The organism is Streptomyces sp. EDA2-14 (assembly GCF_054963755.1).
The window spans coordinates 72,678-91,649 of sequence record NZ_JBUEGE010000026.1; the positions used below are offsets into that span (position 1 = coordinate 72,678).

Here is an 18,972-nt window from a genome sequence, read left to right on the forward strand (position 1 = left end):
CCGATGCCCCGTGCAGAGGGCATGTTCTGCTCGAGGGGCCCCACACCCTCCGATGCGTAGAAGGCGCGCCGCCCGTCCGCGCGCCCGTTTCGGGAGGGGACCCATGGGGGTCGTACACAGACGTTCCACCGCGGTGGCCGTCGGCGCCGTACTCGCGCTCGGCGGGGCACTGCTGCCCGTCGCCGGTGTGCCGGCGAGCGCCGCCGACGTACCGGGCGAGAGCGTGATCGCAGCTCAGCCACGCTTCCTGCCGCGGTCCGAGGTGCTCTACACGGCAGGGAACACCGGCTACCTGCACGTACGGGAGGGCACGGGCGGCACCCGCTGGACCGACGCCGCCACCGGAGCGGAGCGGTCGGCGACCTTCGGCACGGTCAACACGGGACTCAGCGCGGTCCGGTCCGCCTCGCCCTCCCGCGACGTGACCGTCACCGACCTGGACACCGCAGGCACCACCGTCTTCACCGTGCCCGCCGGGCAGAGCTGGCCGAACACGTACGGCGCGTCGGTGCTGCTGACCACCGTGAACGACACCGTCGCCGGTGTCACGACCTCGCTGCACCTGATCTCCGCGGACGGCACCGACCGGACCACCGACGCCCTGCCGCCCGGCGTGGCCTTCAGCCGCATGGTGGCCCAGGACCGGCACGGCGCGGTGCTGCGGTTCAATGCCTCCGACGGAGCGCACCTGTACGCCGTCGACTACGCCACCGGCGCCGTCAGCGAGGTCTTCGCCTCGCTCGACCGGTCCGAACTGCCCGCGGCCGTCGCCCTGTCGAAGGACACGGTGCTCGGCTACACGGCCACGAAACTCACCGCGTTCACCACCGAGCGGGGCCGCGCCGACGCCCCCGTCACCCGCACCTCGGTGCCGGGGCCGGCGAACTCCACCAGCACCCCGAACGTGCGGATGGCGCTCGCCGGGCACCGCATCCTCGCCGTCCACGAAGAGGCCCAGCCCACCTATTCGCAGGGCCAGAAGCTGTACTCCGTCGCGATCGGCGGCGGCGCCACCGAACTGCTCGCGCACGCCGACGAACGGATGGTCGCGGCACCCGACGGCAGCGTCCTGGCCGTGGGCGGCGCCGCCGCCGGGGACTGGGCGGTGCGCCGCTACACGCCGGACGGCGGCGCATCCGTGGTCCGCGCGGTGGAGCCGGTGACCGCCGCCGTCGACGGACTGTCCGTCTCCTCGGGCCGGCTGTCCGTGGCCGCCCTGTCCGAGGGGGACTCGGAGCACGGCCTGTACACGTACTACCTGGACGCCTCAGGAAAACCCGGCGAGCGCACGCTGAGCCACCGCATGGGCAGCTACTACGCGAACTGCGCGCCGGGCTCCAAGTGCGTGCAGCTCTACGGCACCGGGGCCGGCGCCACCGCGTACTCGGCGGGCAGCTCGATCCGGGTCCCGCTGACCCGGGACAGCTACGCGGTGATCGCTCCGTCCGGGGTCTCGGACGCCCGGATCGTCGACGTGTCCGGGCGCTATCTGCTGATCGAGTCGGCCGCCACCGGGAAGCAGTACGTCGGCGACACCGAGGACCACGGCGCGGACGACGTCGTCCACACCCGCTCCCGCTCCGCCGCCGCCCTGTGGGGCACCAAGCTGTGGAAGCCCGCGACGACGACCGGCAGCGTCAACGCGTACGACCTGAAGACGAAGAAGACGTCGGCCGACGTGAAGCTGGGGTCGGGCTGTGTGCCCAAGGAGCTGCAGGCGGTGGGGCGTTGGCTCTACTGGAACTGCGGGCCGTCCGGCAAGGCGGGCGTGTGGGACACCACCGCGGGCAAGAACGTCACGGTGCCCTCGGGCGGCGACGCCCTGCTCGGCGACGGGTTCCTCGTACGGCACGACAAGGGCGCGGACAAGCTCGTGCTCACGGACTTCCACGGCGGCGCGGGCACGTCCGTGACCACACGCGACCTCGCTGAACTGCCCGCCGGGAGCGAGCCGACCCGGCGTCACGTCACCTGGGACGTCGACCGGTACACCGGCACCGTCGCCTACGCGGACGCCGCCCAGCGCATCCACATCCGCCCCACCGGTGTCCCGCGCACCTCCGTCACCAGCATCGAGTCGACCACCGACACGTTCATCAACCTGGGCTGGGTGAACGACGCCGAGCAGAACATCTGGCACGGCGCCTTCCAGCTCAACCGCCCCGCCGCCCGCTGGAAGCTGACGTTCAAGGACGTCGCGGGCCGCACCGTGCGCACCGTCACGGGCGGCGACGCGCAGGGCGCGCGCCTCTCCCTCACCTGGAACGGCAAGCGCGACGACGGCGCGGTCGCGGACGGCGGCCGCTACGCCTGGTCCCTGAGCGTGGACGCCGGCGACGGCTACCGCACGGCGAAGACGGGCACCACGGAGGTCGCCGGTGCGAAGACCACGCACCGCGACTACGACGGCAACGGCTTCGGCGAACTGTTCGGCTTCAGCTCCAGGGGCACCCTGCACGCGGACGAGTTCCACGGTTCGGACGGCATGTGGTCCTCCAGCAGCTCGGGCTGGCCGACCGGCAACCGCTTCTTCCCGTTCGGCGACCTGAACGGCGACCGCTGCAACGACGTCCTGGTGCGCACCTCGGGCGGCACCCTCTACCGCTACGACGGGTCGTGCGCGGGCGCGGTCCGCACGACGAGCCCGCACGTCTCGCTCGGCACGGGCTGGTCCGCGTACACCTACCTGACCTGGGCCGGTGACCTGAACAAGGACGGTCGCCCGGACCTGCTCGCCCGCAAGACGTCGACCGGCGACATCTATGTCTTCGCCGGTACGTCGGCGGGGAAGCTCGCCGCGGGCAAGAAGATCCGCTCGGCCTGGAACACGTACAACCAGATCCTGGGTGCGGGCGATCTGACCGGGGACGGGGTCGGCGACGTGCTCGTGCGCCGCAAGGACGGCACGCTGTTCCGCTACGACGGCGCGGGCGACGGCACCCTGAAGGACCGCAAGACGGTCTTCACCGACTGGGGAGCGTCGTACCGCAAGGTCATCGGCGTCGGCGACATGAACTACGACGGCCACAACGACCTGCTGGTCTACGACACGTCGGGCCGTGTGTGGCGGAACCTCGGCGACGGCAGGGGCTCGTTCTCGTCCCGCTCTCAGGTGTGGGACGGCTATACGAACTACGCGGGCGGCCTGTCGTAGCGAACGCGGGTCCGCCCCGCGGGCTCTTGATCAGGAGCATGTCGGGCCCCCGGCACGGGAATCGCTGGGGGCATGACAAGTGAAGCGAACGAAGCCGTCACCCCGGAACCGCCGACGGCGGCCGCCGGCTCCGACGAGGAGCGGCTTGCCGAGCTCGGCTACACGCAGGTCCTCGCCCGCCGGATGTCGGCCTTCTCCAACTACGCCGTCTCCTTCACGATCATCTCCGTCCTCTCCGGCTGCCTCACCCTCTACCTCTTCGGCATGAACACGGGCGGCCCGGTCCTGATCACCTGGGGCTGGGTCGGCGTCGGCCTGATGACGCTCTTCGTGGGCCTGGCGATGGCCGAGATCTGCTCGGCGTATCCGACGTCGGCGGGGCTGTACTTCTGGGCGCACCGGCTCGCGCCCGAGCGGTCGGCGGCCGCCTGGGCGTGGTTCACCGGCTGGTTCAACGTGCTGGGGCAGGTCGCCGTGACCGCCGGTATCGACTTCGGGGCGGCGTCCTTCCTCGGGGCGTACCTGAATCTCCAGTTCGGCTTCGAGGTGACGCCGGGCAGCACGATCCTGCTCTTCGCGGGGATCCTGCTGCTGCACGGACTGCTGAACACCTTCGGCGTACGCATCGTCGCCTTCCTCAACAGCGTCAGCGTGTGGTGGCACTTGCTGGGTGTCGCGCTGATCGTCGGCGCGCTCGCCTTCGTGCCGGACCACCACCAGTCGGCGTCCTTCGTCTTCGGCGAGTTCGTGAACAACACCGGCTGGGGCAGCGGCCTGTATGTCGTCCTGATCGGGCTGCTGATGGCGCAGTACACCTTCACGGGGTACGACGCGTCGGCGCACATGACGGAGGAGACGCACGACGCGTCCACGGCAGGCCCGAAGGGCATCGTCCGCTCGATCTGGACGTCATGGATCGCCGGCTTCGTCCTCCTGCTCGGCTTCACCTTCGCGATCCGCTCGTACGACGGGGCCCTCAACTCGCCGACGGGCGCGCCGCCCGCCCAGATTCTTCTGGACGCCCTCGGCGCGACGGCCGGGAAACTGCTTCTTCTGGTCGTCATCGGCGCCCAGCTGTTCTGCGGGATGGCGTCCGTGACCGCCAACTCCCGCATGATCTACGCCTTCTCGCGCGACGGGGCGCTCCCCTTCTCCCGCGTGTGGCACACGGTGAGCCCGCGCACCCGCACCCCGGTCGCGGCGGTCTGGCTCGCGGCGGCGGGCGCCCTGGTCCTCGGCCTGCCGTACCTGATCAATGTCACGGCGTACGCGGCCGTCACCTCCATCGCCGTCATCGGCCTCTACATCGCCTACGTCATCCCGACGCTGCTGCGGCTGCGCAAGGGCGAGGCGTTCGAGCGGGGGCCGTGGCACCTGGGCCGCTGGTCGACGGCGATCGGGGTGGTGGCGGTGGTCTGGGTCGGCGTCATCACGGTCCTCTTCATGCTGCCGCAGGTCTCCCCGGTCACCTGGGAGACCTTCAACTACGCCCCGATCGCGGTCCTCGTGGTCCTCGGATTCGCGGGCACCTGGTGGGCGGTCTCGGCCCGCCACTGGTTCCTTCGCTGACCCGGGATCCGCACGGAACCCGATACCCGATCGGTCTCCCGGCCTCGTCGGGCTATGCTCGGGGGTGCGTCGGCTCCGGTCGGCGCGTGGACCCTTAGCTCAATTGGCAGAGCAGTGGACTTTTAATCCATTGGTTGTGGGTTCGAGTCCCACAGGGTCTACGGATGTGGGGGAGGGGTTAGCCCCTCTGACCTGCTACTTAGCGCTCGGGTCGGCTTCGGTCGGCTCGGGCGCTTCTTCGTTCGCGAGCCATTGCGTGAGCGATGCGTGAGCGGATGGGTCGGCAGGTGTGTGCGCGGGATCGGGCCCGCCGCCGCCCTGCTGCGCCCGGTTGGCCAAGAAGCGGCGGTGCCGTCGTCCCCATCGAGCATAGTGATGCCGCGGTTACATCACACTGGACTCTTCGGGAGGCTGGCGATGCAGCGTCGTTCGTTGTTACGCACCCTGGCGGTGGCCGCTCCGGCCGCAATCGGGACCGGCACGGCCGCGGCTCCGGCGGTGGCGGACGGCAGTACCCACAGGCGCCGGGCCCTGCGGCCCGTCCCCACCACGGAGGCCGACTGGAAGCCGGTGGCGGATGCGCTGGGCCGGGTCGGTGTGCTGATGGACGGGACGGTGTACCGGGTGGGGTTCCCGCGCCGGGACCTGGCCGTGAGGTCGTACGGGGTACAGGTGAAGGCGGGCCTGTCGCTGAGCTCGTACGCGGCGTTCGCCCGCTACCGCGACGGCAAGGCGATGGTGATGGGTGACCTGGTGGTCACCGAGGCGGAGCTGCAGCCGCTCACCGACGCCCTGCACGCGCACGACCTGGACCAGACCGCGCTGCACAAGCACCTGCTCGCCCACACTCCCGACGTGTGGTGGACGCACTTCCACGCCATCGGCGACCCCGCCGATATCGCGGCAAACATCCGGGTCGCCCTGGACGTCACGGCGACCCCGCCCCCAGCACCTCCGACCACCCCGCCGCCCATCGACCTGGACACCGCTGCCATCGACGCCGCGTTCGGCACGCCGGGCAGGAACGACGGCGGGATCTACAAGTTCTCCTTCGCCCGCGACGAGACCGTCGCCGTGCACGGCCGGGTGGCGACGGCGGCGATGGGCGTGAACACCGCGATCGGCTTCCAGCCGATCGGCGGCGGCAAGGCCGCTGTCAACGGCGACTTCGTGATGGCCGCCCACGAGGTCCAGGACGTGATCACGACCCTGCGCGGTGGCGGTATCCAGGTCGTGGAGCTGCACAACCATGCCCTCGACGACGAACCCCGCCTGTTCTACATGCACTTCTGGGCCGTCGCCGACGCGGCCGCGCTGGCCCGTACGCTGGCCGCCGCCGTCCGTACGACCTGCGTGCACCCCGCCTGACCGGGGCAGGACGCGACTACGCAGTCGTCCATGGCTTCCCCGGATCTCCTGAATCAGGACACCTGAACGGCCGAGCCCGCCTCGCCCGCTCACGGAACACGGGGTCCCCTGAGGTCAGCACGGGGCAGAGCATGGTCGCCGACCGAGCCCGCACCGATGGCCCGACCAGGGGCGTCAGCCGCACAGCCGGCCCGGAAGGGGAAGACCCATGGCGTCTGCCGATGCGGGCACGGTCCGCAGGATGACCGACACCCTGTTCATCGAACGGGACTTCAGGAGCCCGAGCTCGACGCGTTTTTGGGGTCTGCTCGTGCTCGCGGCGGTCATCGCGAGCGCCGGTGTGGTCGGTGACTCGACCGCGACCGTCATCGGCGCGATGATCGTCGCCCCGCTGATGACGCCGATCCTCGGCAGCGCCCTGGCGCTCGTTCTCGCCGATCGCGCGCAGGTGGTGCGGTGCGCGGCGCTGGTGCTCGGCGGCGCCCTCGTCGTCGTGGCGATCGGCATGCTGCTCGGCTGGATCGCCGCCCCGCCGGATGCCTTCGCCTCCAACAGCCAGGTCTCCTCCCGGATCAGCCCGCGCCTGATCGACCTGCTCGCCGCGCTCGCGACGGGTACGGTCGGCGCGTTCGCGCTCGTCCGGGCGGACATCTCCGACACCTTGCCGGGTGTCGCGATCGCCATCTCGCTGGTGCCGCCGCTCGCCGTGACGGGCCTGCTCATCACGGTCGGCCGCTATCACGACGCGAGCGAGTCGGCGCTGCTGTTCGCGACCAATGTGGCGGCCATCGTGGCCACCGGCACCGTCGTCTTCCTCGTCTACGGGATCCGGGGCGCGGCCCTGGAGTCCGGCCTGGCCGTACGAGAGTTCCACGGACGCACGCTGGCCGCGGTCGTCGTGGTCGTCCTGCTGATCGCGGTGCCGCTGACCACCGGGACGGTCAGCGTCGCCCGGGACCGTTCGCTGGCCGCCGACGCCCGCCCGGTCGCCGAGCAGTGGGCCGCGCCGGGCAAGTGGCAGATCGCGTCGGTGGAGGCGCGCAACGGTGTCCTCGTCATCGGTGTCCTCGGACTGCCGCCGCAGCCCGCGCCGACCGCGCTGCGCGCCGCCCTCGACAAGAACGGCATGCGCGACGCGGACCTCGAACTCCACCTCGTGGGTGGCCGTACACACTGGTGCCCGTCGGACACGGACACCTGCACGGTGCGGGACTCCTCCGTGGGCTGACCCCGGCCGGAGTGCTCAGGAGCGGAAGGCCCGGGCCTTCTCGGTGGCCAACTCCCGCGGGTCAGGGGGTGACGACGGGGAAGTCCCGGTCACCGGGGTCGAGCACCGCGGTCAGCCGCTGGAGCGCCGACGCGTCGCCCTCGACCCGGACGCCCGCCCGCTCCAGCCCTTCCGGGGTCAGACCGGTGACGGCGAGGTGCGCAAGGGCCGGGACCGTGCTGGTGAGGGTGACGTCGGCGGCGGTCTTCTGGGAGGCCGCGCTGTAGGTGAGCACGCCGTTGGTCAGGCGGACCCGGTAGCGCTCGTCGACGTCGGTGAGCCGGATGTCCACGCTGAGCTTCTCGTCCCGGGCCCTGGGGCGGTCGATCTGGATGGCGAGGGCGTCGAACAGCATGGTCGGGGAGAGGTTCGCGATGATGTCGGGCGCCGCGGTGACCGTGGGCGTGCCGAACCGGCCGTCGCGCAGTTCGGTGGCGCCGGAGAGGAAGAAGTTGCGCCAAGTGCCGTTCTCGGCGCCGTACCCGAGCTGTTCGAGGGTGTCGGCGAGCAGGGTGCGGGCGGTGGCGTGGTCGGGCTCGGCGAAGACGACGTGGCTGAGCACCTCGGCCGTCCAGCGGTAGTCGCCCGCGTCGAAGGAGCCGCGGGCCTTGTCCACGACGGCGTCGGCGCCGCCCATGAACTCGACGTAGCGCTTGCCCTGCTCGACCGGCGGGTGCTGCCACAGGTGGGCCGGGTTGCCGTCGAACCAGCCCATGTAGCGCTGGTAGACGGCCTTGAGGTTGTGGCTGACGGAGCCGTAGTAGCCGTGGGTGTTCCACGCGGCCTCCAGGGCCGGGGGCAGTTCGAGGTGTTCGGCGATCTCGGCTCCGGTCCAGCCCTTGTTGATCAGGCGCAGGGACTGGTCGTGCAGGTAGCCGTACAGGTCGCGCTGGGTCTCCAGGAACCGGATGGCCTGCTCCTGGCCCCAGGTCGGCCAGTGGTGCGAGGCGAACACGACGTCCGTGGTGGCGCCGAACAGGTCGATCGTCTCGGTGAGGGCGTGCGACCAGACGTGCGGGTCGCGGACGACGGCGCCGCGCAGGGTCAGCAGGTTGTGCAGGGTGTGGGTGGCGTCCTCGGCGGTGCACAGGGCCCTGAAGTCGGGGAAGTGGATGAGGAGTTCGGCCGGTGCCTCGGTGTTGGGCGCCATCTGGAAGACCATGCGGACCCCGTCGACGGTCTCCTCCTGCCCCGTCGTGGTGACGACGACGGTCGGCGGGATCAGGGTCACGGTGCCGGTCGAGGTGGTCTGGCCGAGCCCGGCGCCGACCTGCCCCTGCGGGCCGCGGTCGAGCGCGGCCCCGTACATGTAGGCGGCGCGACGGCCCATGGCGGTGCCCGCGTACACGTTCTCCGCGACGGCGTGCTCCGTGAAGCCCTCCGGCGCGAGCACGGGCACCCGCCCGGCCTCGACGTCCTCCTGCGTGGTGACCCCCTTGACGCCACCGAAGTGGTCGACGTGCGAGTGGGTGTAGACGACCCCGGTGACCGGGCGCTCGCCTCGGTGCTCCCGGTACAGGTCGAGTGCGGCCGCGGCGGTCTCGGTCGAGATCAGCGGATCGATCACGACCACGCCGGTGGTGCCCTCGATGAAGGTGATGTTCGACAGGTCGAGCCCGCGCACCTGATAGATGCCCTCGACGACCTCGAACAGGCCCTGCTCCGCGACCAGCTGCGACTGCCGCCACAGACTCGGGTTCACCGTGTCGGGCGCCTCGCCCTTGAGGAAGGCGTACGTGTCGTTGTCCCACACGACGGTGCCGTCCCCGGCGACGACGGCGCCCGGTACGCGGCGGGCGATCAGCCCGCGCGCCGCGTCCTCGAAGTCCTGCCGGTCGGCGAACGGGAGGCGCTCACGAAGCTCCGCCTGCTGCTGCGTGATGAACGGCTGCGCTGCCTTGGACGTAGAAGTCATATCGCCAGATTCACACCACCGGACATGAAATGGGGAGCGCGACTCGCGTCACCTGTTCAGCCGCCGGGACGAGCCGCCGGGACGAGCCGGGACGAGCCGCCGGGACGAGCCGCCGAGACGAACGGATCAGGTGGGCTCCAGGTGGAGTTGGCCGGTGACGATGTCGTGGGCGATGTCGCGCAGGGGCTGGTTGTGGGTCCAGGCGTGGCTGCGCAGACGCAGGAGCGCCTGGTCCATGGGGATGTCTAGCTGGACCGATGTGATGCCGGCGGCCTGGTGGACCTCGGCGCGCAGCAGGTCGGGGGCGATGGGGGAGAGGTGGGTGGCGGTCTGCAGGAGGGGGTGGATCACGGCGTGGGCCAGGACGGTGAGGGTGTCGAGCTCGCCGGGGGTGAAGGGGGTCGGCGTCGTGCGGTAGGCGGTGAGGATGCCGGGGACGACGACGCCGAGGCGCAGGGGGACGGCGGCGACGGCGCGCGCGGGTGAGATGGCGGGGGCGGCTTCGGCGAGGGCGGGCCAGTCGGCGGCGCTGGGCAGGTCGGGTGTGGTGACGAGGCTCCGGGTGCGGGCGGCGTCGGGGGTGGGGCCTTCGCCGAGGGTGTACTGGAGGTCTTCGAGCGGGGGGCCGACCGGGTCCTTCGGGGCGGCCCACAGCAGTTCGAGGGCGCCTTCGGCCGAGATGAGGGTGAGGGTCAGCGAGTCCACGCCGACGTGGCGGGCGCTGGTGCGGGTGGAGAAAGCGGACAGGTCGTGGCCGGTGCGGACGGCGCGGCGCATACGGGTCAGGAGGGCGGCGAAGTCACTTTCGGTCATGGCGGGTCCCCAGCAGGGGGGCGGGGCGTCCCGCGGGCGCGGCCGACGTCATCAGCGGGCCGTTTCGATCAGTGAGTCGGGGATGTCTCCGCGGGCGATCCGTGTCGACAGGGCGGTCAGGGATTCCTGGTGGGAGCGGGCGTGGTCGCGCAGGGCGATGAAGGCGGTGTCGACGCTGACCTGGAGGCGGGCGGAGAGGACTCCCTTGGCCTGCTCGATGACGATCCGGCTGTCGAGGGCGCTCTGCAGCTGGCGGATCACCTCCTCACGGTCCGCGGCGTCGCGACGGTGGGTCAGGGCGAGGGTGGCGGCATCGGCCAGCAGCTGCGCCAGGTCGAGGTCGGTGCGTTCGGGCAGGGGCGGCCGCTCACTGAGGAGGTTGAGGGCGCCCAGCATGAGGTCGGGAGTGTGCAGCGGCACGGCCGCGACGGAGGTGATGTTCGCGGCGAGGGCGTGCCGGGAGAAGCTGGGCCAGCGGGCGGTGGCCGCCGGGCTGTTCAGCAGGGTCACGGGCAGCGGGCGGTGGCTGTGGGCGCTGTCCAGGCACGGGCCCTCGTCCAGGTCGAGCTGGTCCTGTTCGAGGCGGCGGCACAGTTCGTCGGAGGCGGTGAGGTAGGCGACGTCGCCCCCGTCGTCCAGCACGGTGACACCGGCGCGCAGGGACAGGAGGGCGGCGGCATGGAAGGTGAGGTCGTGCAGCAGTTCCAGCACGTCCAGATCGGTGGGCCGCCGCACCAGGTCGAATACCGCGCGTGCGGTGCGCAGTTCGCGTCCGGTGACCGCCATGACCGGCCTCCACCCCGGAGGGAGCCTCCGTCGTTCGGATCCGCGGGGACAGGGCGGCGACATGTTCGGGAACCATCCGGGAGGACTCGCCCCGCCGGTCCTGCGGGACGGGAGCCGACTCCGGGAGGGTTTTTCCGCGTCTCCACGCTACTCGCCGGGCGTCCGCTCCGGCAGCCCTCGAAGCAGACCGCGGTTTACACCCTCGGCGCTCTGACCTGGTGTTCGTAGAAGGATGGGGTCAGTCGCCCCGGGACCAGGCGGCGCACGGCAGCGACAGGTAGATGCCGAAGTCGTCGAGCCCGGTCGCGGCGTGGACGGCCGCGTGGAGTCCGTCCACGCGCTCCTGCGGCTCCTCGGGGCACTCCACGGCCAGGGACACCAGATGCGGCAGTACGGAGCACAGTTCGCGCAGTTGGGGCTCGGGAACCGTGGGCGCGTGGGTCACATCGACAAGCGGCATTCCCGAAACCCTAGACGCGGACCCGCCCGGGCAAGGAACCCCCTGACCGGCCCCGGCACGGCACCCTCCGGTTCCCGACCGGCGCAACAGATACTGCGTCGGCCCTGCTGACACGTCAGGCTGCCAGTGATCCGACCGGAGGTGTTGCATGGCAGCGGGCGCGCGGAAGCGACGTGTTCTTCTGGGGAGCCTCGTGCCCCTGTTGGTGGTGGCCGCGACGGCGTGCGGCGGGGCGTCCGCCCGGACCGACGCCGATGTGGCCGCGCGGCCCGAGCACCGCCCGGCCGGCAGCACCTTCGCGCACCCCGGCGTCCTGGTCGGCAAGGACCAACTGGCCGCCGTACGGCAGCACGTGGCCCGTAAGCAGGAGCCCTGGCTCTCCGCGTACAAGGAGATGAGCGACAGCAAGTACGCGGACCTCGACTACGAGGCCAAGCCGTACGCGACGGTGAAGTGCCCCTTCGACGCCGAGACCGGGCAGGGCTGCGTCGAGGAGCGCGAGGACGCCATCGCGGCCTACACGCAGGCGCTGCTGTGGAACATCACCCGCGACAGGGCGCACGCGAAGAAGGCCGTGGAGATCATGGACGCCTGGGCGGACAAGATCACCGGGCACAGCGAGGACAACGCGGGGCTTCAGGCGGCCTGGGCCGCCACGTCCTGGGCGAAGGCCGCCGAGCTGATGCAGTACACGTACGAGGACTGGCCGGACGGGCAGGAGCTGAAGTTCCAGCGGATGCTGCGCGAGGCCTATCTGCCCGAAGTGCGGGGCGGCTCCGCCGACTTCAACGGCAACTGGGACCTGGTGATGGCCGACGCGACGATGAGCATGGGCGTCCACCTCAACGACCGGTCCGCCTTCGACCAGGCCGTCGCGCACTTCCGCGCCCGCGTCCCCGCGTACTTCTATCTGTCGTCCGACGGGAAGCTGCCGGTGAAACCGAAGGGCAGCGCCATCGACACCCCGAAGGAGCTGCGGACGTACTGGTTCGGGCAGACGACCTTCAAGGACGGGCTCGCCCAGGAGACCTGCCGCAACTTCAAGCACGCCGGCTACTCCCTCGCCGCGACCTCCCACATGGCAGAGACCGCCTGGCACCAGGGCGTCGACCTGTACGGGGAGGTGAAGGACCGGCTCGCCGCCGCGCTCGAACTGCACTCCAAGTACCAGCTGGGCGCCAAGCCCCCGGCCTGGCTGTGCGGCGGGAAGGTGCAGCGGGACCTGGGGCCCGACACGGAGGTGGGCCTCCAGCACCTTCAGGGGCGGCTGAAGAAGGACCTCCCGCAGACCGAGAAGCTCACCGAGAAGGAGCGGCCGGAGGGGACGGACGACCTGTTCGTGGCCTGGGAGACGCTGACGCACGCCGCCGCGTGAGCCGTCGCGCGAGGCGATTCGCGTTCACTCCCCCTGATGGCGTAGAGTTGTGAACACAACGGCGCGGGGTGGAGCAGCTCGGTAGCTCGCTGGGCTCATAACCCAGAGGTCGCAGGTTCAAATCCTGTCCCCGCTACTGATACCGGGGCCGGAATCTCTTCAGATTCCGGCCCCGGTTTTTTTGTGCCCGGCGCCGGTCCTCGTCCCGCCCCGTGTTGCGCACGTCACGTTCCCCACTCGTACGGCCCACCCCTGCTCGCCTCCGCGCCTCCGTGCGGGAACTCTTGGTGAGACGCCGGAAGCAGGCAGGGAGCGGCAGGAGACGACTGGTGGGGAAGCGAGAAGGAGGCCGAGGGGGGAGACGGGGGCGGCACGGGGCCGAGGCCACGAGCACCCGGCTCTTCGTGCGGTTACTGCCGCTGCTCCTCATCCTCGGCGGCACGGTCTACGAGTACGTCACCCCCAAGGGCTTCCCCGGCGCGCCCCTGTACAGCGCGGCGCCCCTGGTGGCCGCGCCGTTCTTCTCGCTCTGCGCGACGGCCGTGATCGGCGTGGTGTCGATCGGCGCGATCGCCGCCGTGCACCTGCGCTTCACGGAGAGCCTCGACTCCGTGTTCGTCACCGAGATCGTCACGGTGGCCACCGTCTGCGTCCTGGCCTGTCTGCTCAACCGGATCGTGCGCCGCAGCTACGAACAGCTGGCATCGGCCCGCGAGATCGCCCAGGCCGCGCAGCTGGCGGTGCTGCCGGAACCGGCCCGGCGGCTCGGCGGCTTCGCGATCGCGGCGCGCTACGAGGCGGCGCAGGCCGACGCGTTCATCGGCGGTGATCTGTACGCGGTCCAGGACACCCCGCACGGCATCCGGATCATCGTCGGCGACGTGCGCGGCAAGGGGCTTGGCGCGGTCGCGGCGGTCGCCGTCGTCATCGGCGCGTTCCGGGAGGCCGCCGAGCAGGAGGTGTCCCTGGAGGCGGTGGCCCAGCGCCTGGAGCGGGCCCTGGCCCGGGAGGGCGGCCGGCGCAGGGGCATCGACGACTTCGAGGGCTTCACCACCGCGGTGCTCGCCGAGATCCCGCACGGCGTCGAGCTCGTCCGCGTCCTCAACCGCGGCCACCCCAGCCCGCTGCTGCTGCTCGGCGACGGCACCGTACGCGCACTCGACCCGTCCCAGGCGGCGCTGCCGCTCGGCATGAGCGAGCTCGGCAGCTGGCCCGACCGGGCCATTGAGGCGGAGTTCCCGAGCGCGGCCACGCTGCTGCTCTACACCGACGGGCTCTCCGAGGCGCGCGACGCGGGCGGTGATTTCTACGATCCGTCGGCCCGGCTCTCCGGCCGGCTCTTCCCCGGGCCCGAGGAACTCCTCGCGGCCCTCGTGGCGGAGGTCCGCGCCCACACCGGGACCGGAACACGGGACGACATGGCGCTGCTCGCCGTGCGCCGGACCTGAGGCCTTGATCGTTGTTACTTCAGGTAGCTGACGGTAGTCGAACGGCGTCGCTCCGCATAACAATTGACGCACTGTCAGAGGTGTGAGTTCGACACATGTGGGGACGGTGTGCGGTCAACTCGGCCGGATTTGACCCCTCGTGATCCGATAAGTCCAGGCCAGAGTCGTGAACGATCAGTGGGAACCGCTTGGAATTACTGTCTGCTGTCTATTAACGTTCGATAACGCAGCGCGGTCGTCCCAGCCGTCACAAGAGACGGCTCCGTGCGCACACGCTCAATCCCGCAAGGGAACCGGGGAACCACCAACTTGGGGTGAATCGGACACCTTTGGTGTTCGTAGGAGACCTTCCTGCTCCGAACCCGTCAGCTAACCCGGTAGGCGAGAAGGAAGGAAAGGAGAGCGCCCCCGTGGCGTCGAACCGGCCTGCCCCCGAGTTCCTCCACGGCCCCGAAGGCGACTTCGGTGTCGAGCACGAGACCTGGGAAGAGTGGAACCCCACCGAGGAGTCAGTGGCTCCCGTCCGCGGCCGGCACCGGGTAGCCCGCCGCCGCAATGGATTCGCGCGCAGCTCCACCGTCCTCGGCGTCGGCGTGGTCGCCGCCGTCGGTGCGGGCGGCATCGCCACCGCGCAGGGCGGCAAGCCGCCGGTGCACATATCCATGCCCGACCTGTCCGCGGTCAAGGACTCGCTGCCCGAGGCCAAGTCGCTGCCGGGCGTGGGCTCTCTGATGTCCGACGGTTCGGACTCCGATGCCGACTCCGGCGCCACGGCCTCCCCGCTGAGCGGCGCCGGTGTCACTCAGGCGGACGCCGCCGAGGGGCAGGGCGGCGCCGGTGAGGCGCTGCGGGCCCGCATCATGCAGCAGGCCGAGACGCAGCAGGACGCCGCCGACGCCTCTGCGAAGCAGGCCGCCGAAGAGGCCGCCGCGAAGCAGGCCGCCGAGGAGGCCGCCGCCAAGCAGGACGCGGCCAAGGCCAAGGCCCTCGCCGAGAAGAAGAAGGCCGAGGCGGAGGCCCGCCGCAAGGCGGAGGCCGAGCGCCTGCGCAAGCTGGCCGCCAGCTTCAAGCTCCCCGTCGCCTCGTACACGCTCTCCGGCACCTTCGGCCAGCCGGGCGCCATGTGGTCCTCCGGCTACCACACGGGCCTCGACTTCGCGGCCTCCACCGGTACGCCGATCCGCGCCATCCACTCCGGCACGGTCACGGAGGCCGGCTGGGCGGGCGCGTACGGGTACCGCACGGTGCTCACCCTCGACGACGGCACCGAACTCTGGTTCTGCCACCAGTCCTCGCTCAATGTCAGCGCGGGCCAGAAGGTCTCCACCGGTGATGTCATCGGCCGCGTGGGCGCCACGGGCAATGTCACCGGGCCGCACCTGCACCTGGAGGTCCACCCCGACGGGCAGTCCACCGGGGTCGACCCGGCGTCCTGGCTGCGCGACAAGGGCCTCACTCCCTGAACCGGTGAGCTCCGGCGGTCCTGGCGCTCACCCCCCGACGTCAGGGCTGCCGGTTTGCCCATTCTTGGGGCGATTCCCGGCGTGATCACGGAATACCGTATTCCGTACGGGTGTTGAGACAGGGCATGACTTCCTCCTCTCCCTCGCTGCGCAAGCTCGGCACCTCCGACCTCGACGTGTTCCCGCTGTCCCTCGGGGGCAACGTGTTCGGCTGGACCGCCGACGAGGCCACCTCCTTCGACGTGCTCGACGCGTACGTCGCCGCGGGCGGCAACTTCATCGACACCGCCGACGTGTACTCGGCCTGGGTGGACGGCAACCGGGGCGGTGAGTCGGAGACCGTCATCGGCAAGTGGCTCGCCTCGCGCGGCCGCCGCGACGACGTCGTCATCGCCACCAAGGGCAGCCAGCACCCCGAGTTCCAGGGCCTGTCCGCCGCCACCATCAAGGCCGCGGCCGACGCCTCCCTGAAGCGCCTGGGCACCGACCACATCGACCTGTACTACACGCACTACGACAAGCCCGAGGTGCCGGTCGAGGAGATCATCGGCGCCCTCGACGAGCTGGTGAAGGCGGGCAAGGTCCGGCACATCGCCGCGTCCAACATCTCCGCCGAGCGCCTCCAGGCCTCCCTCGACTTCTCCGAGCGCGAGGGCCTCGCCCGCTACGTCGCGCTCCAGCCGCACTACAACCTCGTCTCGCGCGACACGTACGAGGGCGCGCTGCAGGACGTCGCCGCCCGCGGCGGCCTCGGCTCCGTGCCGTACTACGCGCTCGCCTCCGGCTTCCTGACCGGCAAGTACCGGGCCGGGCAGCGGGTGGACAGCGCCCGCGCCGAGAAGGCCGGCGCGTACCTGGAGACCGAGCGCGGGCAGAAGGTCCTGACCGCCCTCGACGAGATCGCGCAGGCGCACGACGCCGAGATCGCCACGATCGCCCTCGCCTGGCTCGCCGCACAGCCGACCGTGACCGCGCCGATCGCGTCCGCGCGGATCCTCGACCAGCTCCCGGCGCTGCTCGCGGTGGCCGACGTGGAGCTGACGCAGGCGGAGCTCGACCGGCTCACGGCGGCTTCCGCGTGAGTCCCCGGTCCCGCTGCCCTCAGTACCGGTAGGGGTTGTAGGTGTACGCGGCATACGCGGAGCCTTGCGGCAGTGGGGCCTGGTACCCCGCGTACACCTGGGGCAGCCACATCGGCGCCGCGATCTGCGCGCCGTACGCGAGCGCCGGGCGCGCGTAGCCGCGCCGCGCCCACAGGGCGTCCAGCAACTCCCGCTCCCGTGCGACGAAGTCCGCTCCCGCCCTGCCCCTGCGGCCGCGGTGGCGCAGCAGCGCGAGGGACGTCGCGTACGCCTCGTACTCGGCGACCGCCGCCGCGGCCTGCCGGCCGCCGTAGTGCGCGGCGAACTCGCGGGCCAGCCGCCGCGCCTTGAGGGAGCCGAGGGCGAACGGGTCCGGCGGCGCGAGCCAGCCCGCGGCGACGTAGGCGGGCAGCTCCTGGCGGACGGTGCGCAGCTCGTGCTGGCGCACGTACACCGAGAGCCAGGTGAGCACACCGAACACCGGCACCATGAACGCCGCGTACACCGCGAAGAACCCGTACTCGCCGAACGACGACGAGCCGTTCCAGAACGCGTGCATGCCCATCGCGCCGAGCAGCCCGGCGAGCGGGAGCAGCATCCGGCGCATCCGGCCGCGGCCGGGCGCCATGGCCGCCGCGATGCCGAAGCCGATACCGGTCAGCACCGTGAACAGCGGGTGCGCGAACGGGGACATCACGACGCGCACGAAGAAGGTGGCGGCGGTGACCGAGGTCAGTCCTGGTCCCGTGCCGGTCAGCTGGTCGGTGCCGAAGGCGTTGCCGAGATAGAGGATGTTCTCGGTGAACGCGAAGCCGGTCGCGGTGACCCCGGCGATGACGACCCCGTCGACGATTCCGGTGAAGTCCCGTCTGCGGAACAGGAAGACGAGCAGCACGGCCGCCGCCTTCGCGGACTCCTCGACGATCGGGGCTATCACGGTGGCGCCGAGGGTGTCGGCGCTCGACGGGTCGGCGGTCGCGGTCTCTATCCACCGCGTCGCGAAACTGTTGGCGACGATCGCTATCAGCGCCGCCGCGCACGCCCCCCAGGCGAAGGAGAAGATCAGATTCCGCCAGGGCCCGGGCTGTACGCGGTCCAGCCAGCGGAACGCGGATATGAGCAGGGGGACGGGCAGCACGGCGAGCCCGAGTCCGACCAGAAATCCTTCCGTGCCAGTCTGCTCCCGGACGAGGGCGAGGATCACGGCGCCGGACATCGCGAGCAGCGTCGCCAGCGCAGCGGCCCGTACGCCCTTCCGCTCCCACCAGCGTGGATGCGGTACCGCACCGTGCGGGACCGCGCCGCCCGGATGCGCTCCGAGGGCGTCGTCCCGAGGGTGCGGGCAGGCGGGATACGAGGCCACGGATTGACCCTAACGAGGGATGCGGGCCGCCGCGACGGGGCCGAGCGATCCCGGCCCCGACCAGGGAAAGCTACCGGCGGCGGAACAGCAGGTCGTGGACCACATGGCTCTTGTCCAGGCCCTTGCCCTCGAAGCGGGTCAGCGGCCGGAAGGCGGGGCGGGGCGCGTAGCCGCCGCCCTCGACCGTGTTCACGTAGTCGGGGTGGGCGTCGAGGACCTCGAGCATCTGCTCGGCGTAGTCCTCCCAGTCCGTCGCGCAGTGCACGAGCGCGCCCGGCTTGAGCGGGCCCGCGACGAGCGACAGGAAGTCGGCCTGGATCAGCCGCCGCTTGTTGTGCCGCTTCTTGGGCCAGGGGTCCGGGAAGTAGACGCGCAGCCCGTCGAGGCAGTCGTCGGGCAGCATGTCGCGCAGCAGCACGATCGCATCGCCGTTCGCCACGCGTACGTTGTCGATCCCGGCGCGGTCCGCCAGGTTCAGCAGATTGCCCTGGCCCGGCGTGTGCACGTCGACCGCGAGGATGCCGGTCGTCGGATCGTCCTGCCCCATCTGCGCCGTGGCCTCGCCCATGCCGAAGCCGATCTCCAGGACGATCCGCTCGACGCCGGGGAACAGCTCCGGCAGGTCGATCCTGTGCTTCCCGTCGATGTCCAGGCCCCACTTGGGCCACAGCCGCTGCAGGGCATCGGCCTGCGCGTCGGTGACCCGGCCGCGACGGGGCTGAAAGCTGCGGATGCGGTGCTCGTAGTGCGACTGCGCGGGGTCGGGCCGTGGCCCGTCGGGGAACCGCGGCTCGTTGGGGCGGGCGGTGGGCGCGGGGGTTTCAGACGACTCAGACACAGTGATTCCAATTTTACGGGCAATCCAAGCCCCGGCTGGGCGCCCCGGTAATTCAGGCATTGCGGCGGGCG

General features: G+C 71.1%; 14 protein-coding genes, 2 tRNA genes and 1 riboswitch. Of the genes, 10 read left to right on the forward strand and 6 right to left on the reverse strand.

All coding sequences use genetic code 11. From position 1 onward, the window contains the following. Positions 1–103 precede the first annotated feature (103 nt). The 5 genes from ACY34M_RS38160 to ACY34M_RS38180 all read left to right on the forward strand — a co-directional run bounded on the left by ACY34M_RS38160 (position 104) and on the right by ACY34M_RS38180 (position 7,319). Complete coding sequence (locus ACY34M_RS38160; protein ID WP_462720693.1) at positions 104–3,154, forward strand: FG-GAP repeat domain-containing protein; 3,051 nt, start codon at positions 104–106, stop codon at positions 3,152–3,154. Positions 3,155–3,226: 72 nt separating this feature from the next. Then, positions 3,227–4,723: an amino acid permease gene (locus ACY34M_RS38165; RefSeq protein ID WP_462720692.1), complete on the forward strand. Its 1,497-nt coding sequence runs from the start codon at positions 3,227–3,229 to the stop codon at positions 4,721–4,723. Positions 4,724–4,811: 88 nt separating this feature from the next. Further along, positions 4,812–4,884: transfer RNA gene (locus ACY34M_RS38170), tRNA-Lys, on the forward strand. Between the two features lie 256 nt (positions 4,885–5,140). Then, complete coding sequence (locus ACY34M_RS38175; RefSeq protein WP_462720691.1) at positions 5,141–6,091, forward strand: DUF1259 domain-containing protein; 951 nt, start codon at positions 5,141–5,143, stop codon at positions 6,089–6,091. 208 nt (positions 6,092–6,299) lie between these two features. Then, on the forward strand, positions 6,300–7,319 hold the full coding sequence (locus ACY34M_RS38180) for a DUF389 domain-containing protein (protein ID WP_462720690.1): 1,020 nt from the start codon (positions 6,300–6,302) through the stop codon (positions 7,317–7,319). Positions 7,320–7,380: 61 nt separating this feature from the next. On the opposite strand, the gene ACY34M_RS38185 is transcribed toward ACY34M_RS38180, so the two are convergent. The 4 genes from ACY34M_RS38185 to ACY34M_RS38200 form a co-directional block, all read right to left on the reverse strand. Continuing rightward, positions 7,381–9,273, reverse strand: a complete 1,893-nt coding sequence (locus ACY34M_RS38185) for an alkyl/aryl-sulfatase (protein WP_462720689.1) — start codon at positions 9,271–9,273, stop codon at positions 7,381–7,383. Positions 9,274–9,399: 126 nt separating this feature from the next. Continuing rightward, positions 9,400–10,086 (reverse strand): GAF and ANTAR domain-containing protein, encoded by a 687-nt coding sequence (locus tag ACY34M_RS38190; RefSeq protein WP_462720688.1) that lies wholly within the window; start codon positions 10,084–10,086, stop codon positions 9,400–9,402. Between the two features lie 51 nt (positions 10,087–10,137). Then, positions 10,138–10,872, reverse strand: coding sequence for a GAF and ANTAR domain-containing protein (locus tag ACY34M_RS38195; RefSeq protein WP_462720687.1), 735 nt, complete (start codon positions 10,870–10,872; stop codon positions 10,138–10,140). Positions 10,873–11,110: 238 nt separating this feature from the next. After that, a complete protein-coding gene (locus ACY34M_RS38200; RefSeq protein WP_462720686.1) occupies positions 11,111–11,332 on the reverse strand; it encodes a hypothetical protein in 222 nt (73 codons plus the stop codon). 148 nt (positions 11,333–11,480) lie between these two features. Here ACY34M_RS38200 and ACY34M_RS38205 point away from each other — a divergent pair, with 148 nt between their 5' ends. From ACY34M_RS38205 to ACY34M_RS38225, 5 genes are all read left to right on the forward strand, one after another. Beyond that, a complete protein-coding gene (locus ACY34M_RS38205; protein WP_462720685.1) occupies positions 11,481–12,707 on the forward strand; it encodes an alginate lyase family protein in 1,227 nt (408 codons plus the stop codon). Positions 12,708–12,769: 62 nt separating this feature from the next. Continuing rightward, positions 12,770–12,843: transfer RNA gene (locus tag ACY34M_RS38210), tRNA-Met, on the forward strand. A gap of 193 nt (positions 12,844–13,036) precedes the next feature. Beyond that, complete coding sequence (locus ACY34M_RS38215) at positions 13,037–14,155, forward strand: PP2C family protein-serine/threonine phosphatase (protein WP_462720684.1); 1,119 nt, start codon at positions 13,037–13,039, stop codon at positions 14,153–14,155. Between the two features lie 263 nt (positions 14,156–14,418). After that, a riboswitch (cyclic di-AMP (ydaO/yuaA leader) is annotated at positions 14,419–14,554 on the forward strand. An 11-nt stretch (positions 14,555–14,565) separates the two neighbouring features. Continuing rightward, positions 14,566–15,618 (forward strand): M23 family metallopeptidase, encoded by a 1,053-nt coding sequence (locus tag ACY34M_RS38220; RefSeq protein WP_462720683.1) that lies wholly within the window; start codon positions 14,566–14,568, stop codon positions 15,616–15,618. A 125-nt stretch (positions 15,619–15,743) separates the two neighbouring features. Next, on the forward strand, positions 15,744–16,700 hold the full coding sequence (locus tag ACY34M_RS38225) for an aldo/keto reductase (RefSeq protein ID WP_462720682.1): 957 nt from the start codon (positions 15,744–15,746) through the stop codon (positions 16,698–16,700). Positions 16,701–16,719: 19 nt separating this feature from the next. Here ACY34M_RS38225 and ACY34M_RS38230 read toward each other — a convergent pair whose 3' ends face one another. Further along, complete coding sequence (locus ACY34M_RS38230) at positions 16,720–18,063, reverse strand: PrsW family intramembrane metalloprotease (protein ID WP_462720681.1); 1,344 nt, start codon at positions 18,061–18,063, stop codon at positions 16,720–16,722. A 70-nt stretch (positions 18,064–18,133) separates the two neighbouring features. After that, positions 18,134–18,901, reverse strand: a complete 768-nt coding sequence (gene trmB / locus ACY34M_RS38235; RefSeq protein WP_462720680.1) for a tRNA (guanosine(46)-N7)-methyltransferase TrmB — start codon at positions 18,899–18,901, stop codon at positions 18,134–18,136. Between the last annotated feature and the right edge of the window lie 71 nt (positions 18,902–18,972).

What these genes read in the sequence shown, in the direction of transcription:
- ACY34M_RS38160 (WP_462720693.1), top strand. Translation starts at nt 104, where the DNA reads ATGGGGGTCGTACACAGACGTTCCACCGCGGTGGCCGTCGGCGCCGTA.
- ACY34M_RS38180 (WP_462720690.1), top strand. Translation starts at nt 6,300, where the DNA reads ATGGCGTCTGCCGATGCGGGCACGGTCCGCAGGATGACCGACACCCTG.
- ACY34M_RS38195 (WP_462720687.1), bottom strand. Translation starts at nt 10,872, where the DNA reads ATGGCGGTCACCGGACGCGAACTGCGCACCGCACGCGCGGTATTCGAC.
- ACY34M_RS38190 (WP_462720688.1), bottom strand. Translation starts at nt 10,086, where the DNA reads ATGACCGAAAGTGACTTCGCCGCCCTCCTGACCCGTATGCGCCGCGCC.
- ACY34M_RS38185 (WP_462720689.1), bottom strand. Translation starts at nt 9,273, where the DNA reads ATGACTTCTACGTCCAAGGCAGCGCAGCCGTTCATCACGCAGCAGCAG.
- ACY34M_RS38165 (WP_462720692.1), top strand. Translation starts at nt 3,227, where the DNA reads ATGACAAGTGAAGCGAACGAAGCCGTCACCCCGGAACCGCCGACGGCG.
- ACY34M_RS38200 (WP_462720686.1), bottom strand. Translation starts at nt 11,332, where the DNA reads ATGCCGCTTGTCGATGTGACCCACGCGCCCACGGTTCCCGAGCCCCAA.
- ACY34M_RS38225 (WP_462720682.1), top strand. Translation starts at nt 15,744, where the DNA reads ATGACTTCCTCCTCTCCCTCGCTGCGCAAGCTCGGCACCTCCGACCTC.
- ACY34M_RS38175 (WP_462720691.1), top strand. Translation starts at nt 5,141, where the DNA reads ATGCAGCGTCGTTCGTTGTTACGCACCCTGGCGGTGGCCGCTCCGGCC.
- ACY34M_RS38205 (WP_462720685.1), top strand. Translation starts at nt 11,481, where the DNA reads ATGGCAGCGGGCGCGCGGAAGCGACGTGTTCTTCTGGGGAGCCTCGTG.